Raw genomic sequence first — 17921 nt, 5'->3', positions numbered from 1 at the left:
TAATTATTTTCCTTCTGCCACTAAAAACAGGCTTCCGTAGGCGGGTACATTAACAATAATACCGCCGGCTATAGCCGCGCTGTTGGCCGCTATAGTTTTAAAGTTTGAAGGCCCGCCGGATACGCCTGCCGGGCCGGTACCATTCACATATACTTTACGCGAAAAAGTTGCATTATCTGTACCGCCCTTTAATTCATAGTAATAATACTTGCTGCCTGCCGCAAAGTTTTTAATATTAACCGTAACTACCTTATCAGTACTGCCTTTGTTTACCAATACAACCCCGGCCTGGCCAGATTGATAGGACGAGCCATAGCTGATAATATCTGTACTGCCCGTTACGGTTGAGTTAACCATCCTGTCGCCAAAATATTTCTGAAAAAAATACATGTAGTAAAACGCAGGCCTTGCATTCCAGGCGGGTGCGCCGGGTTCGGGGTTGCTGGTGTTCATACTGTTGTTAAACATCCCGTGGTCGTCCCCATTATCCCAGCCGTTTGCCAGGTCCCAGCGGGCGGCCATGCTGTACTGGTTTTTTAATAATTCGCCCAGCACCATTACGGCATGCACCCCGGCAATGTTTGATACCATTTGCTTGGAGCCTGTAGCAAATATATTCCATTCATCAAGCGCTACCGGTTTTTGCGGCACCCCTGCATTCTGGATAGACGTTTTTACCCATGCCATCATATTGGCCGTAACCTTTGCCGGTGTTGCCAAGATCACCTCGGGCGATGAATTTTGCTGAAAAGGGGTGTAATAATTATGCACCACATAAAAATCGGGCGAGCTGCCGCTTTCTTTCATGGCATTGGCATTCCAGTTCTGGATAATTACCGATGCGTTGTTCTTCTCCTCATCTTCGGTAGTAACCATGCCTATTTTTATACCGGTATTCCCTACCTCGGTGGCGGCTTTCCGCATCGAATCGGCAAATATTTTAAAATGTGCGCCGTACAGGCTGCCGGTTAATGTTGCAGGCTGCCTATCCTGGTTAGCCGCCGGGTCTATCCGGTAACCGGCTTCCCAATTGCCATAGTTTTCGTTACCAATTTCCCAATATTTGGTGCGGCCGTTATCGTACCGCACCCAGTCGGCTGCCAAATGTGCAGCCGTTTCGGCAGGTTTGCTGCCCGTGCCATAGCGTGCATAACCATAGTTAACCGTAATTAACCCGGTGCTGTTGGTTTGCTGTAAAACTTTATAATAATTATCTAAGGTGAATGTCCAGTTGGCGGTATTATTACCATACCAGTAGTTGGCATCGCCGGCAACGCCGCCGCTGTTAAGCAATTTTGCAGGTGCATCATCGGGGGCTTTATTGCTGCCTTTCCAAAAATAAACATCAGATAAGCTCCCCCCCGGGAAACGCAGGATATTAGGCGCCAGATCTGTGATCTGCTGCATCAGCACCGGCTGATCTACATACTGGCTCATAAACGGGTTGGTATTGTTGCCATACAGGTTTTTTGATACCTTGCTTATTACCTGGCTTACATCTACCGTGGCAGATATATTGCCTGCTGCGGGTTTAGCCACTGTTGCTGCCGACGGCGCCGTAAAGGTTTTTGCCTGCCAGCCATCTAAAAAGAAGCCCTGCGTAGCTGCCAGATCGGGGTTATTGGGCGGGGTAATTACCGTTGTGCCGCCATCACCCGTACCGCCGCCGGTGCCGCCGTCGCCTTTTGGCGCGCCATCTTTTTTACAAGATTGCAGCAAGGCAAGGGCAAGCACCGTTGCCATACCTGTTTTTAAAAAATGTTTTTTCATAGGTTTATTGTTTGGTTATCCTTTTAATTATTTCGATACAGGCCCTGCTGTTATGGTATGGGCATTTCCAAATGCCGGCCTTATCTTCAGTTTGCATTACATCGCCATTGGCATCAATACCCCAAAACCATTCGCCGTTTTGTTTATCTAATATATGCTGCTTAACAAAGGCCCAGTTTTGAAGCGACAGAGCCAGGTATTCCTCCTTATTAGTTAATTGCCAGGTGTTGTAAAAGCCTACCATTGCTTCGGCCTGTACCCACCAGTGTTTTTCTTTTATCAGGTGCTTTTCAGCAGGTTCTAGTTCGTACCAAAGGCCCCCATCTGCATCTAAGCCTTCTTTTACGGCATCAGTTATAGCGGTACACACCTTTTTCACCTTTTCAATTAATTCATCATCACCAATGGCCTCCGCGGCTTCCAGCAACAGCCAGGTTGCCTCTACATCGTGCCCGTAGGATACCGTTTGCGATCTTTTATTCCAGTCCTCATCAAAAAACAGCACCAAATGGCTGGTTTTATTATCGATGATATGATCCAGAAAATTATGGATCAGCGTTTGTATCTGTTTGTATAATCCCTGCTCCGGCCAGATGCTGTAAAGCGTTGTATAGGCTTCCAGCACATGCAGGTGGGTATTCATCGTTTTCTTCTCGTTGGCATCCTTCGCACTCAGGCGCAGGTCGGCAATGGGTTGCCATTCTTTGGTAAAGGCTTCCAGGTAACCGGTCTTCTCCCGGTCAAAGCTTTTATCAACCAAAAGTTTATATAAGCCCACCGCATTATTTTTTGCTTCGGCTACGCCGGATGCCTTGTAATATTCGCTTAAAGCATAAATGGTAAATGCCGATGCGTAAACCTGCTTTTTGGTATCTAAGGGGTTCCCAAAATCATCAACCGACCAGTACACGCCGCCATACTCCGCATCCATAAAATATTTAATGATATAAGCGTAAGCACGTGCTGCTATTTGCAGATAACGCTCATCGGGGTTTTGATTGTAGGCGGCAGAGAAGCTCCACAGTATCCGGGCGTTTAAAACAGAACCTTTGGGCGATGCCGGGATAACGTTATTATCGTTATCTATTTTACCGTAAAAACCACCATGCTGCTCGTCCACCGTATTGGCCATCCAATAATTCAGGATATTGGCCAGTTCGCTGGTCAGTTGCTGGCGGTAGGTTTCCAGCTGATCTTTTATCGTATGCCCGGCCATTGTTTCCATTGCTTATGATTGTATGGCCAAAAGGCTTTTATTTTTATTAACGATGCTGTTGATAACATTTACAGATGCAGCCGACCGCAGGCCGTCTGCCGGGGTGTTCATCACATAATCCACCAGTTTATCAATAGTGGTTGTAGCCACATGCATGCGGGTGTCTGAAGAGGCATAGTAAATAAACACCTTGCCGTCCTCGTCCTTTATCCAGCCGTTGCAAAAGGCTACGTTTGATACATCGCCAATACGCTCGGCACCCTCGGGCGCTAAAAAGTAACCACCGGGTTTATGGGTTACCTTTGTAAGGTCGTTCAGATCCGTCATAAACATATACAGGGTGTAGCGCAGGCCGGCAGCCGTATTGCGCACGCCATGCGCCAAATGCAACCAGCCTTTTTCTGTTTTAACGGGTGCCGGGCCCTGCCCGTTCTTGGCCTCGTAAACGGTATGGTATTGTTTATTATCAATAATGGTTTCCTGATCAACCACCGCATTATCCATACTGTCAGTAAGCCCGAAACCAATGCCGCCGCCTTTACCGGCGCTGATGAAACCATCCTGCGGGCGGGTGTAAAGGGCGTATTTACCATTTACAAATTCGGGGTGTAAAACCACGTTGCGCTGCTGCGGCGAATTGGTTTTCAGGTCGGCCAGGCGCTCCCAGGTAAGCAAATCCTTAGTGCGGGCAATACCACAGGCTGCAATAGCCATGCTTTGGTCATGCGCGGGCGCTTCGGGGTCGCGCCTTTCGGTGCAAAACAGTCCGTAGATCCAGCCGTCCTGATGTGCGGTTAAACGCATATCGTACAGGTTGGTATCCGGCTCATCGGTTTCGGGCATGGTAACGGGTTGTTCCCAAAACTCAAAATGATCTATCCCGTTAGGGCTTTCGGCCACGGCGAAGAATGATTTACGGTCGGCACCCTCTACCCTTACTACCATTACATATTTGTTGTTGAATTTTATGGCGCCTGCATTAAAGGCAGCGTTGATACTGTAACGCTCCATCAGGTAGGGGTTTGTGGCAGGGTCAAGGTCGTATTTCCAGGTTATGGGCGCATGCTGCGCGGTAATCACCGGGTGCTTGTAACGGTCAAAAATACCGTTGCCCAACCCGTCTACCTCGTTGTTTATATGAATAAGCTGCGTATATGCCTGCTCTAATGCGGCCAGTCTGTCTTTAAATTGCTGTGTCATTTATCTATCTTAATATTCTTTTAGTTTGTTCCACCAGGTTCTTTTCAGTATCAGCATCATTACCGCCAAAATGGCTATGGTAATTAACAATGGCGTTTTTTGCCAAAGCACCAGGTACATGGGCAATATGGTTAGGCAGCATTGTGCAATAGTGCCTACAACCACATTAAACATATTTAGCTTAAAATTTTTATTGGGCTGAAAAGATGGATCGTTAGCCAGCGCAATTTGCTTAACCGGCTCCCAAAACCCCCAGGGCCTTACATTGGTGTAAAAGGATTGCAGCACGGCGGCATCTGTTGGCGGCGTGGCATACGAGCCGATGACCGACCCGGCCAGCGACACCAGAAACAACGCCGGGAACCAGTATAAAAGCTGCCCTTCGGGGATAACCTTAAACGTTACCAGTAACGAAAGCGCCATTGCTGCCATAATACCGGCAAGCATCCCCCAGAAAAAGCCGCTGGCATTAAAGCGCCACCAATGCCATTTAAGCACATTAGCTGCTATATAACCACCATACAGGGCAGATACGATCCATTGCAGCACGCTGTTAATATCTTTTACAAAAAAGCCGAGTATTACCCCTACGGCTACCACCACTATCCCCACCAGGTAATTCATACCGATGATTTTTTTGGTGGATGCAGCCGGGTTTACATATTTAATATAAATATCGTTTACAATATAAGCCTGGGCGGCATTCATGGTACCGCTAAAGGTGCTCATAAAGGCGCCTAACAAACCGGCAAGCAGTAAACCTACCAGCCCAACGGGTAAAAAGCTATTGATCACTGCCGGCAGGATGCGTTCAAAATCGATAGCGCCGCTGCCATCGGCCAGGTTCATCTGGCGGTAATAGATCAACCCTAATGTGGTTAAGCTGATGATCAATGTATAACGGATAGGCAACAGGATAACGCTTACAAAACCATTCATTTTGCTGGCCTCCTCGGGCGAGCGGGTAGATAAGATCTTTTGCATATCGTAGTTTGGCGCAGGGCCTGCCAGGGCAGCAAAAAAACCTTTAAAGGTCATCATCATAAAAAAGTAGGCAAACAGCGAGTAGCCGTCGCTTTCTATCTTCTGGTTAACCTCGGTAATAATGCCCGACCAGTTTAGCCCCAGGTGCTTGCCAAAAAACGGACTGTACCAGCCGCCCGGCACGTTTAAATGATGGCTGCTTAACTGGCCTGCCGCTATAAAGCCTATCCAGATGCAGGCAACCGTCATGATGGCGTATTTGATCATATCGCCGGTTACGATGCTGTGCATGCCCCCTAATATGGAGTAGAACATGGCAAACAGCGTAAATATGATACCGTAAACATGCGGTACATATTGCGGCGCTACATCAAAAGGGATATAACCTTTTATCAGATCCCAGGGGATAAAGATCTCGATGAACTTACCCAGGCCTATAAAGCCGTAGGCCATAAAACCCAGGCAGCTTAACAAGGCAAAGGCAATAACTACCAGGTGCGAACTGGTTACACCTGCGCCGGTTTTGCCAAACCTGGTTGCCAGCCATTCGGCCCCTGTGGTAGCGTTTGAACGGCGCAGCCAGCGCGACAGGTACATCATTAAAAACACCTGGTTAAATACCGGCCACAGCCAGGGGATCCAGATACTTTTCATGCCATATACAAAGCAAAGGCTTACCATCCACATGGTACCGCTGATATCAAACATATCAGATGCATCGCTTAAGCCCAGCTTATACCAGGGCAGGCTTTTACCGCCCAGCATGTAGCTGTCTTTATCCTGCCTTGCTTTTTTACGGTACCAAAAACCAATAAAAATGGTGCTTAACAGGTATAGCACGATAATAGAAATATCGATAAGAGATAATCTCATGTAATAGGAAATAGTGGTTAATTGTACCTGCTAAAATAGCTGCCGGGGCTGCCCGGCGTGTAATACTATCCTAACCTTAAATTCATTAATAACGGCAAACGGGCTTTAAAAAAACTATATAAATATGCGGTTACCGGTGTAGGTTTCCCTAAACTCCTTAGGGATACAAAACTTTTTACGTTTAAAAATGCGGTTGAAGTTGGAGATGTTGTTAAATCCGCATTTATAGGCAATTTCGGCAACGGTGGTGGTGCTGTCTATCAGCATGCGCGAGGCATGGCCAAGCCTTATTTCGTTTAAACTATCTATAAAAGTTTTACCGGTGCGTTTTTTAATAAACCTGCTGAACGATGCCTCGGGCATGTTGGCTATCCGGGCTACTTCGGCCAGGCTTACCTGCTTGTTGTAATTGGTATTCATAAACTCAAATACCTTTTCTATCCGGCGGCTGTTGTAATAAAATTTTTCGGTAGTAAAGCTTGGGTCCGACAGCGTTTTCATGTTACGCGATATCGACAGATCATGCAAAATGGACAGCAGTTCGAGCACGCCGTCAAAACCATTCTTTTTATCTAATGATAACAGCCTGTCTTTTAACGCAGCTATGGTTTCGTGAGAAAAAGCGATGCCGCGCTGCGACCGCTCCAGCATGCTTTTTACAAAACTTAACTGGTTTCGGCGCAAAAATTTTTCATCAAACAGATCTTTGTGAAACTGTATGGTAACCTCGTTGATCGCATCGCTTTTACATTGGTGCGTAAACCAGGCATGGTAAAGGTTGGGCCCCACCAGCACCAGTTCCAGATCATCAATCACCTCGATATTACCGCCCACAACCCTTTTGGCGCCGCTGGCGTTAATGATCAGGTTAAGCTCGTACTCGTCATGATAATGAAGCGGGAAATCAAACTTATTTTTTACACGCGAAAAAATAGTGAAACAATCGCTTGGTGTAAGCGGTGTTATCTCACGCATAACGTTATTTGGCATAATAATGAATTAACCTTTAAATAATGTGCCGCTTTAAGTAAACGGTCATCGCCGTATTAAAAGCGATGACCGTATTAACAACTTACTTTATATTGGTTATCCCTATATCATCAATGCTAAAAGTAGACGCGTTACCACTAAATTCCTGGAAAACCAGCGCATCAACGGATGCTGGTGCCGGATTGCTTGCATCTGCCCAGTTAGCTATCGGAATTTGATAATCTGTCCATTTGCCTTCAGTTAGCGTAAGCTGCACAGAAACGTTAAAGTTGTAATTGAGTATTAAATTTATCTTCTTTCCGCTCGTTCCTTTTCCACCAAATATTGAAAATTTGATCGCTGTATTTTCATTAACGCTATTGCCGCTACCGGGTTGTATTACATACCCATCATAACCACCGGTGTAACTGTAAGTTCTGGATGAAGTTCCTCTTTTTAAATTTTTTGTATCAGTTGATGGCCCTCCGCCCCAGCCGTAATCACTCCAGCCGTTTTTAAAAGAGTCTTCATAAATGGCCGTGTTAAAGCCAAATATGGCACTGGTTTGTTTTTCAGATGTAACATTATTAGATAATTGGCTTTTTCCGGATGTTACAATTGGGCCTGTACCTATCCCACCACCTTTAGTAGCAGCTGTGGTAACCGAAATACGCCCTGCACTTAACCCGGCAGGCACCTCTACAGTTATTACTGTAGGTGTATTTGTAAGCACTTTAGCAGGTGTAGTACCAAATGAAACACCGGTAAGGCCATCAAAAGTTGTACCTGTTATGGTAATAATATCGCCGGCATTACCTGCAAGCTGGCTAACAGTACTTATGCCGGGTATGGGCTGTTCAATTATAAAAGGAGTGCTTACCTGCCCATAGGCAGTAACAACAGTAAGTGTATTACTTGTACCAGAGTTGCTGTAAGGCGTAGTATTAGGCAATGAAAACTGAAGCGTGGTATTTGAAGCCAGCGCCGAATTGAAATATACAGCAACACCGTTGATAGTGATAGATTTTGTTGTACTAAGGTTATTACCCACTATTGCATAAGTGGTGCCAATTTTACCCTGGGTGGTTGTTGAATCAAAAGCCACAACAGCTTGTGATGTTTGGCTGCTTTGAAAAACAGTGCGAATCCTGGTTATAGAAGGCGCGCCGTTACCGCTATCATTTTTTTTACACGAACTAAGAATAGATATGGTAATTAACGATAATATGCAGTAAAAATATATTGATTTTAAATTTTTCATGACTGTAATTATTTAAATGTGTACGGTACAGGCGGTTCTAATAATTTAGGGTTGGCTGTTGTTTCACCAATTGGTATAGGTAATAAAAAGTCGGTGCTTTTAGGTGTGATCAGTATAGAATAAACCGTTTTCCGGTCATTCGCATATGTACCCCTCTCTTGTTGGGCTATCATCTGAATTGCACGCGGATGTTGATTGTTTATTATATTATTCCATCCATCTAAACGGCAAAGGTCAAACCAGTAATCATTTTCTATAGCAAACTCGTGCCTTCTTTCATCTATAATATCATCCTTAATTATAGTAGCAGGAACACCGGGGTTAAAAACAGCATCATAGTTAGGATTGGGTACCATGCGATTGCGATTAATTATAGTTAAAGGTGCCAGATTTGCCCGTTTCCTGATGGTGTTAATATAACTTAATGCCAAAGGATCTGTAGAGGTGGTGTTATCACCAACAATAGCTTCAGCTGCAATTAAATAAACTTCGGCATACCGCATTAAGTAAGTATTGTTAGCCGCAGACTGGGCACCGCCGATGCCTCCATTATCAGCAGGTGTACCTACCACATACTTTTTAACACCGGCACCTCCGCCCTGTGCATTTACATTTGCCGGTACGGTGTATCCTCCTGTGGCCGCATTAATTTCCGGATAAAAGTCTCCTGCCTGCATAATTGTTGCATGTAACCGCAAATCGCCGGCTTCATAAGATTTTTGCAAGTCGATAGTTGGGCCTAACACGGCATATCCGTCGCCTGTACCTGTAATAATACCATTGATCGCTAATGAGGCTTGCATGGGGTTTCCATGTCCATAAGCTGCGCCGCCGGCCCATTGTATCTGGCAAATGCTTTCCTCGTTATTATTATTAATGGTCTTAAACAGATCATTATAGGTTTTATTTGGAAGATCGATACCATATAATTTAAATTCGCCGCTATTGATCACCAATTGCGCTTCCTTAAGTGCATTAGGATAATCCTGCATGTACAAATATACTTTAGCAAGTAAAGCCGAAGCTGAACCACTGGATACATGGCCTTGTGCTATTGAACCGGTCCTGATCATGGGTGTACAATTCGCTTCTGCAAATTTTAAATCATTGATCATGAATTTGTAGATATCTTCTATCTTGTTACTATTTACCTTGAAATCGTTTAAGAAATCGCTGCCATTTTCGATAATAGGCACAGGCCCCCATATCCTTACAATATGAAAATAAGCCATGGCACGCATAAAATGAGCCTCGCCCAAAGCATTATTCAGCACAGCAGGCGTTACCCCGGAACTTACTCTTGACGGCATTAAGTTAATTAGCGCATTAGCCTGTTGTACAACTGTCCATAAGGAACCCCAGGCAGCATCGTTTTGCGAGTTAAGGTTGGTTATAGCCCCGTTCAGATTTCCAAAATCGCTTACATCGCTTGAATAACTGCGCCCGTTTCCACCGGTCATTTCACAAATTGCCCAGCCTGCTTTACCGCAATAGTTAAACCATAATGAGTTATATAAGTTAAGCGTTGTTGCTGATACCTGCTGATCTGTTTGATAAAAGTTATCAATTGCTATAGCATTTTCGGGCGGCCTGTTGAAAAACTCTTTTTTGCATCCCGTTATGGTAATAAGCCCTATAAGAGCCATGCTTATTAAATATTTAGTATTTGCTTTCATTTCTATATTTTTATCGTTGATTAAAACTTAGCGTTAATTCCAAAAGTTATAACCCGTGGTGATGGATATCTTCCCAGATCTACATTCGTTAAAAACACGTTTTGATTTTGCTGACCAACTTCAGGATCAAGCCCTTTATAAGGGGTTATTACAAATAGGTTTTGTGCACTGCAATACACTTTTAAGTTACTAAGTGCAATATATTTAGCAAATCTTGTAGGCAAGTTATACCCTAAACGTACGTTTTGAAACCTTAAAAATGATGCACTCTGTAAAAACCGGGTAGACATGTTAAGATTTGGATTTACACCGCCTTTTGGTGCCGGTATGTTTGAATCAGGATTTGTAGGGCTCCAGAAATTTGAAGCTTCGGCAAGTTGGTTTTGGTATAATCCATTCAAACTTTGCAGGCTGTAATTTAAAAAATTAAGTATTTTACCACCATAAGACCCATAGATGAATACAGACAGGTCAAAATCTTTGTAAGTAAAGTTATTGGTAAAACCATAAGTAAACTTTGGGTTAGGGTTGCCAATAGCGCTCATGTCATTAGCATCGATTTTATTATCATGGTTTATATCAACAAACTGAATGTCTCCTAAAGATGTTGAACCAACAGTACCAGGGGTATTGCTTTTAGGCAGGCCAAATTGTGTAGGTGCATTCTGTAACTGATCTTCAGTTTTAAAAATACCTTGAACAGTGTAACCATAAAATTCGCCAATAGAACCACCAACTACTGTTTTGGTAACCGGAATTTGCAAAAATCCTGAAGTGATCTGCGCATTTATTTGAGAATTGTTGTAAGTAGATACTACTTTATTGGTGTAGTGTGTAAATGTTACTGAAGTACTCCATGTAAAATTCTTTGACATAATATTCCTTGAATTTATGCTAAATTCAATACCCTTGTTGCTAACCTCACCACCGTTTACATAAGGTGGATTGATACCTCCCAAATAGTTAGGCCCGCCGGTTAAATATTCTGGTAAAGGTGCCTGGAAAAGAAATTTAGATGATGTTTTATTGTACCAGTCAACAGCCGCATCAACACGATTAAATAAGCTGAAATCCAGCCCTATATCAAATTGCTTAGATGTTTGCCAGGTAAGGTTGGAATTTGGATATTTATCAACATTAAACCCTGTACCTAAACCAGTGATGGATGGATTAAGGGCTGCACCATATTGGTATCCACCAATATCCTGGTTACCAACTTCACCATAACCGATCCTGAACTTGATATTATCAACAATGTTTTTTGCGTTAGCCATAAACTGTTCATTCGAAATTGTCCATCCAAGAGCTGCAGACGGGAAATAACCTATCTGGTGGCCTTGTGCAAAATTTGAAGACCTGTCCGAACGAATAGTTGTTGTTAAACTATACTTATTATCGTAGCTGTAAATTGCGCGGGCATAAAAAGACTGAAGTGTATTAGATGATTTATTTTCACCAATTGTTGGTATTTTGGCCCCGCCGAGATTTAGGGTTGGTAAATCGTTTGTTAAAAAGGTATTAGTACCGGCGCTTATGCTATTGTAATTACCTTGATTCAATTCATACCCGGCAGTAGCAGTTATATTGTTCTTTTTTGCAAAGGTATGATTGTAGGTTAAAAACTCCTTCCAGTTCCAGCCTAAACCCTGATCCCAATACTCACTCAAACTGGCTATTGGATTACCAAAAATATTACCCGGATTGGTTGGCGAGGTTATAGTAAAAGATGGAAAAAACAATAAACTTTTTGAAAAATTATAATAGCCACCAATCTCTGATCGGAAGGTGAAATCTTTATTAAAGCGTATGTCACTATAAAAATTTGCGTTGACACTGTTACGCACCACTTTATTGGTATTTAATAAGGCTAAGGCAACCGGGCTAATAAACGCGCCGCTACCATATGATGCCGGCGAAACAGTATAACTGCCATCGGGGTTGCTGGCTGCCTGATCGGGAGAGTTTAACAAGGCCGAGTAAACTATACCGCCGTTATTACTCGCCCCTACATTTTGTTCGGTGCGGTTCAATGTCATACTGGAGCCAAGGGTAAACCAATCTTTCAATTTCCCTTCGGCATTGGTACGGAAAGAATAACGTTTAAAGTTTGACCCTATAATGGTACCATCCTGTTGCAGGTAACCTCCGGATATATAATAATTCATTTTGTCGGTCCCCCCGCTTATAGACAGGTTATGACTTTGCATCGGCGCTGTTCTGAATATCGCTTTTTGCCAGTCGGTACCCGGGCCAAGCAAGCTGGGGTCTGCAAATTCACCTCTGCGGCCAACGCCTGTTACATCCGCAATTACATTTTGTATATTGGCATATTGCTGAAGATTCATCATCTTCAAAAAACGGCCTTGCTCCTGAATACCGTAGTATCCATCATAATTTAAACTTACAGAACCATTTTTACCTTTTTTAGTGGTAATAATAATAACGCCGTTGGAGGCACGGCTACCGTATATTGCTGTTGCAGACGCATCCTTTAATATATCGATAGATGCGATGTCGTTAGGGTTGATATAACTCAACGGGCTAATGGTATTTTCGCCGTTATTTTGATTGGTATTTGTACTGATAGCCGCACCACCAATAAAAACACCGTCAACTACGTACAAAGGTTCGTTTGAACCGGATAACGATGTGATACCCCTTATGTGCACCGAAGCTGAACTGCCCGGAGCACCCGAACCGTTGGTAATAGTAACACCGGCAGCTTTTCCCTGTAACATTTGGTCGATACTTGTTTGAGGGATATTCTGAATATCCTTGGCCGTAACAGACGATATAGCACCGTTAACATCCTGCCTTTTTTGCGCACCGTAACCAATTGCCACAACCTCGTTTAAGGAGGTGGTAGATGATTTAAGCTTCACATTAATAACTGTGCGCCCGTCTATCGCGGCTTCCTGCGTTTCGAAGCCGATAAACTTAAATACAAGCACCTTTGCAGTTGCAGCAACAGTAATAGCATAGTTACCGTTAATATCGGTAACTGCTACGCCCGTTGCATCTTTTACAGAAACGGTAACTCCGGGCAGGGCGCCGGTATCATCTGTTACTGTTCCTCTGATCACTGTGCCCCCGTTTTGCGCCATTGCTGCGGCACAAACAAAAAAGGAAGCAAACAGCAACACTGTTCGTAGAATTTTTCCCATAATGATTGATTGGTTTTTTGGTTATTTATATTGGTTTTAATTGGTTTACACGTTTGCAAAGCCGGGTGCCATGCCGCACAAAGCCGCTGCTGCCACCTGCATTGCAGGTATATAAATACACCTGGCTTGTTTAATACGTTATTAAAATTGGTTAATTGGTTTATATAATCGGGCACGGGTAATTGCTGCCGGTGCATTATTGATTATTCTGAGGTTAAAATTATATGCTATTAAAAGCCCTGTTGTGGATATATAGGGGCACAAATGTCAATATTATATAAATAATTGAAAATCAAGTAATTATTTGTTAAAATACTACTAATTAACACCTATCGGTTACAAATGTGTACCTGCAAACGGCTTTTAGATACTTTATAATCTGCCCGAATAGTATTACCCCTCAACTAATTAAGGTGTTAAATTTTGCATTGCAATGCGTTGTATGAGGTTATTATTTGCAAAGGATCATTATCAAGCAGATAACAGGTTTAAAGGCACACCGGTTGCCGGGTAAGGTCAACGGCATCAACAGCGGTAAGGATCAAATAACCATGTAAGATATAACGTTACCAGGAATGTACGAACAAACCCGGCCTTAACCCTACTCTTCCACGGTATCCATATACTTTGAGGGGATGGTATTGTATTCTGCTTTAAAGGTTTTTACAAAATACTTCTGGCTTTTGAAGCCTATTTTATGGCAGATCTGCGAAATGGTAAGGTGCCCGGTCTCCAGCAGCTGGGCCGCGCGTTTAAGGCGCATCTGGCGCACCAGCTCGTTTGGTGTTTTACCGGTCATCTGCAGTATTTTTTTATACAGTGTATAACGGCTTACACACATATCGCTGCTTAATTCTTCTACCGAAAAATTGGGGTTGGATATATTATTATCAATCAGCACCAGTACTTTTTTGATAAAAAGCTCATCCGGCGATTCTACGTGCATTTCTGTCGGTATGGCCTCTACCTGCTTTTGGTAGGTTTTGCGCATATACTCCTGCTGGCTCAAAATATTCCTGATCTTAGACAGCAGGATCTCAAAGTTAAACGGCTTGGTCATGTAATCGCTGGCGCCCGTGCCCAGGCCTTTTAGCTGCTGCTCTTCGCCGGCCATCGCCGTAAGCAGTATCACCGGGATATGCGATGTGCGGGTATCGTTTTTAATTTTCAAACACAGGTCTATCCCGCTCATTTCGGGCATGGCAATATCGCTTACCACTAAGTTGGGGTGCTGTGCAAGTGCTTTTTGCCAGCCTTTTTTGCCATTCTCGGCCTCAATAATATTAAAGTGATCTTTTAAGTTATCCTTAATATAAAATCTAAAATCCTCATTATCCTCTACCAGCAGCACGGTTGGCTTTTTTCCGTCGCGGGTTTCGCGGATGTGGGCAGCCTTGCCCGGCTCAAGTTCAAAAACGCATTCTTCTGTATGCTCCAGCAGCAGGGGCGTATCTGTAAACAGTTCCTTATCCAACTGCTGCAAAGGTAGTATTACGGTAAAACAGCTGCCCTGGTCAAATTCGCTTTCCACTGTAATTTCGCCGCCATGCAGGCGCACAAACTCTTTGGTGATAGATAGGCCGATGCCGCTGCCCTGGTTGAGCATAGAGCCCGGCAGATCGTTCTGAAAAAAGGGTTCAAAGATCCGCTCAAGTTTATCCCTGCGGATGCCTATACCGGTATCCATTACCTTTATCTCCAAGTGCTTTTGTGTGGCATCCGTATCATCGCTAAAACCCAGCAATACGCTTACATCACCGCCTGTTTGAGTAAATTTATAGGCGTTAGAGAGCAGATTGAAGATGATCCGCTCGATCTTATCATGATCAAAAGCGGTATGGAATGTTTCTGCTTCGGTATCAAACACAAACCGCACGCCCTTTTGCTCGGCCAGATCGGTAAACGAATAGGAAAGTTCGCGTATAAAGCCAATAATATCGCCGGGGCTGCTATACAGCTTTAGTTCGTGATATTCCATCTTGCGGAAATCAAGCAGCTGGTTTACCAGGTTAAGCAGCCTTTTGGCGTTACGGTTAACCAGCAACAGCTGTTTCTGGATCTCGGGCTCCCGGGTTTGCTTAATGATCCTGTCGACAGGGGCCATAATAAGCGACAGCGGCGTACGGAACTCGTGGCTTACGTTGGTAAAGAATTTTATCTTCATCAGGTCAAGATCATGCAGTCGCTGGGTTTCTTCGCGTTCTTTCTCCAGCAAAAACTGGGCGCGTAACTTTTGAATACCGCGATGCCTGATATAAAACAAAGCCCCTGCAAATGCCAGGGCATATAAAATATAGGCCCAGGTGGTTTTCCACCAGGGCGGCAGTATGGTAACCTGCATGGCTATTTGCTTGCTGCTCCAAAAGCCCGGGTTGGATGCCCGCACCTTAAAGGTATAGTTACCGGCATCCAAATTGGTGTAAACCACCTTGCGGGTAAGGTTATCTGCAGTTATCCAGTTTTTGTCAAAGCCCTCCATCATGTATTCAAACTTCACCTTATCCGCATCAAAATAATTAAGCGCGGCAAATTCAATCCCAAAAACATTCTCATTGTGCTCTAATTTAACCGGCGGGTTGTTATCAATTGCCTTGGGTAATATGGCATCGCCATAAATTTTTTCGCCAACGGCAATACTTTTATTAAACACCTGGAAATCGGTAAAAACCAGTTTGGGGATATTCTTGCTATTCCGCAGATCTGCCGGCTTAAAGATGTTAAAGCCGTTGCCGCCGCCAAATATCAGTTCGCCGCCGCGGGTTTTGTAGCTGGCATTCATGGCAAACTCCCGCCCCTGCAAGCCATCCCGTTCATTATAATTAATAAACTTAAAGCCAAGCGTATCCTTGCCCCGGCTTACCAATATGTTTGATAGCCCGTTTGGCGTGCTGGCCCACATGTTGTGGCTATCATCCTCCCGTATCTCGATAATCGTGTTATCGGGCAGCCCGTTCTTTTGTGTAAGGTTGGTAAATTTATTTTTTACCGGGTCAAGTATGCTCAGGCCTTCGCGGGTACTTATCCATATCAGCCCCCGGCTGTCTTCGGTAATATTGTTGGTGTTGTTGTTAACAATGCTGTTGGGGTTCTTATCATCGTGTATGTAATGCTTAAATGCCCCTGTTTGCTTGTTCAGTACATCTACCCCGAATGATGTTACTATCCATAGGTTTTTGCGGCGGTCTTCCAGCAAGGCCGATACGTAGTTGGAGTATAGTGCGTTGTTATTGCCCGGCACAAGTTTATAATGGCTAAAAGTATCTGTGGTACGGTTCAGCTTATTTAAGCCGCCGGATAATGTGCCCACCCAAAGCGTATTATCCGAATCTTCCAGTATAGACCATACCCTGTCTTCAGACAAGCTGCCCGGATCGGCCTCGTTGTGGCGGTAATGCTTAAAGGTTTTGCCGTCAAAGCAATCCAGCCCGCCAAAATAGGTGCCTATCCATAGCTTTTGGTCGTGATCCAGGCACATGCTTACAATTACATTATTGGTAAGGCTGTTGGGGTTGCCGGCATCATGCAGGTACTTTTTAAAGCTGCCGTTTTTACGGTTAAAATAAACCAGACCGCCGCCGTTGGTGCCCAGCCACAGGTTACCGTATTTATCCTCTATAAACTTATTTACATCGCTAAAGCTCAGGCTGCCGGGGTCTGATAAGTGATGCGTGTAAAGCGGGAACTTGATAATGCTTTCGTGATAATAGCTTATGCCTCGTTTGTAAGTACCGGCCCAAATAATGCCCGTATCGTCTTTATACAACAGCAGGCTGTTCTGGCTGATGGTTTTGATGTCATCCTCGCGGTTGGTTATGTACTTCACACTAAAATCATGCTTATTCAGCAGGTTTATACCGCCATGGTCGGTACCTATCCAAATGCGGCCCTCATCATCCTGTATCAGGTTTGATATTACATTGGTATTTAACCCGCCGGGCCCGGTGCCCTTATCCAAATGCCTGAAAACGTTTAAGGCAGCATTGATGTAATATACCCCTAAAGAATAAGTGGGCACAAAGGCCCAAACATCGTCCTGCCCGTCAATAAAAATGCGGTAACCGGTGTTTAAACCAAATGGCAAAGCGGTTAATTGCCTGCGATAATTTACCCGGCCCGTTACCGGGCTGATGCGCTCTAATAAGCCCTTATTGTAGGCCAGCCATATATTGCCCCTGGCATCAACCGACAGATCGGCAACGGTATTGCTGTAAATAGATGTACTGCTGCCGGCCTTATAACTAATATGTGTTGTTGTTTTGGCAGATGGCCGGTAATTATATAAGCCCGTATTGGCATTCAGGAACCAAAAATTACCGAACCTGTCTTTTTTAACCGCAGTTAGCCCGGCAGCGGGGATGTTTAACCTTTTAAGGTATCCGTTAATATCATGGCTAAACCTGCCTGTAACGGGGTCGTAAATATTGTAGCCGTTACGTGTTTCTATCCAGATCTTACTTTCGGGGCCCTCTGCAATACTTACAATAAAGTCGTCGTCCAGGCTGGTGGTATCGCCCTCTATATGTTTGTAAACTTTAAACTTATAGCCATCGTACTTATTAAGGCCCGATAAGGTACCAAACCACATATAACCTTTATTATCTTTTAATATGGCATTGATCTGGTTGTGCGATAACCCGTTGGTGATATCCAGGCGCGAGAATTGGAATTCGTTATTTTGCGCAAAGCCCGCAACTGTAATAAACAGCAACAAAAATGCAAACAGCGTTGCCCTGATAGTTGGTTTCCACTCCACGTAGTATAATATTGCGATGCCTTTGCCGGTTACAAACGCAGGCCTGGTATATTTG

At 44.1% G+C, this 17921-nt stretch carries 9 protein-coding genes; all 9 read right to left on the bottom strand.

Annotated features, from left to right (window positions below):
- Positions 1-3: 3 nt before the first annotated feature.
- Positions 4-1770, bottom strand: a complete 1767-nt coding sequence (locus E2R65_RS06030; RefSeq protein WP_134335598.1) for an alpha-L-arabinofuranosidase — start codon at positions 1768-1770, stop codon at positions 4-6.
- 4 nt (positions 1771-1774) lie between these two features.
- Positions 1775-2995 carry an AGE family epimerase/isomerase gene (locus E2R65_RS06025; RefSeq protein ID WP_308472297.1) on the bottom strand — a complete coding sequence of 407 codons (1221 nt, stop codon included), beginning with the start codon at positions 2993-2995 and terminating at the stop codon, positions 1775-1777.
- A 3-nt stretch (positions 2996-2998) separates the two neighbouring features.
- Positions 2999-4186 carry a glycoside hydrolase family 130 protein gene (locus E2R65_RS06020; protein ID WP_134335597.1) on the bottom strand — a complete coding sequence of 396 codons (1188 nt, stop codon included), beginning with the start codon at positions 4184-4186 and terminating at the stop codon, positions 2999-3001.
- Between the two features lie 9 nt (positions 4187-4195).
- Positions 4196-6043, bottom strand: coding sequence for a sodium:solute symporter family protein (locus E2R65_RS06015; protein WP_134335596.1), 1848 nt, complete (start codon positions 6041-6043; stop codon positions 4196-4198).
- Between the two features lie 114 nt (positions 6044-6157).
- Entirely contained in the window at positions 6158-7018 is an 861-nt protein-coding gene (locus tag E2R65_RS06010; protein ID WP_229704650.1) for an AraC family transcriptional regulator, read from the bottom strand.
- Positions 7019-7115: 97 nt separating this feature from the next.
- The gene (locus E2R65_RS06005) at positions 7116-8273 is read right to left on the bottom strand and encodes a hypothetical protein (protein ID WP_134335594.1); all 1158 of its coding nucleotides are present in this window, start codon (positions 8271-8273) and stop codon (positions 7116-7118) included.
- Positions 8274-8281: 8 nt separating this feature from the next.
- Positions 8282-9919 (bottom strand): RagB/SusD family nutrient uptake outer membrane protein, encoded by a 1638-nt coding sequence (locus E2R65_RS06000; protein ID WP_229704649.1) that lies wholly within the window; start codon positions 9917-9919, stop codon positions 8282-8284.
- A 50-nt stretch (positions 9920-9969) separates the two neighbouring features.
- The gene (locus tag E2R65_RS05995) at positions 9970-13113 is read right to left on the bottom strand and encodes a SusC/RagA family TonB-linked outer membrane protein (RefSeq protein ID WP_134335592.1); all 3144 of its coding nucleotides are present in this window, start codon (positions 13111-13113) and stop codon (positions 9970-9972) included.
- A gap of 601 nt (positions 13114-13714) precedes the next feature.
- Positions 13715-17866, bottom strand: coding sequence for a hybrid sensor histidine kinase/response regulator transcription factor (locus E2R65_RS05990; RefSeq protein WP_229704648.1), 4152 nt, complete (start codon positions 17864-17866; stop codon positions 13715-13717).
- Between the last annotated feature and the right edge of the window lie 55 nt (positions 17867-17921).

The organism is Mucilaginibacter phyllosphaerae, from assembly GCF_004378255.1.
In the GTDB taxonomy this organism is placed as follows: domain Bacteria; phylum Bacteroidota; class Bacteroidia; order Sphingobacteriales; family Sphingobacteriaceae; genus Mucilaginibacter; species Mucilaginibacter phyllosphaerae.
The sequence above is the reverse complement of the archived record's forward strand: the minus strand, read 5'-3'. Positions and strand labels throughout refer to the sequence as shown.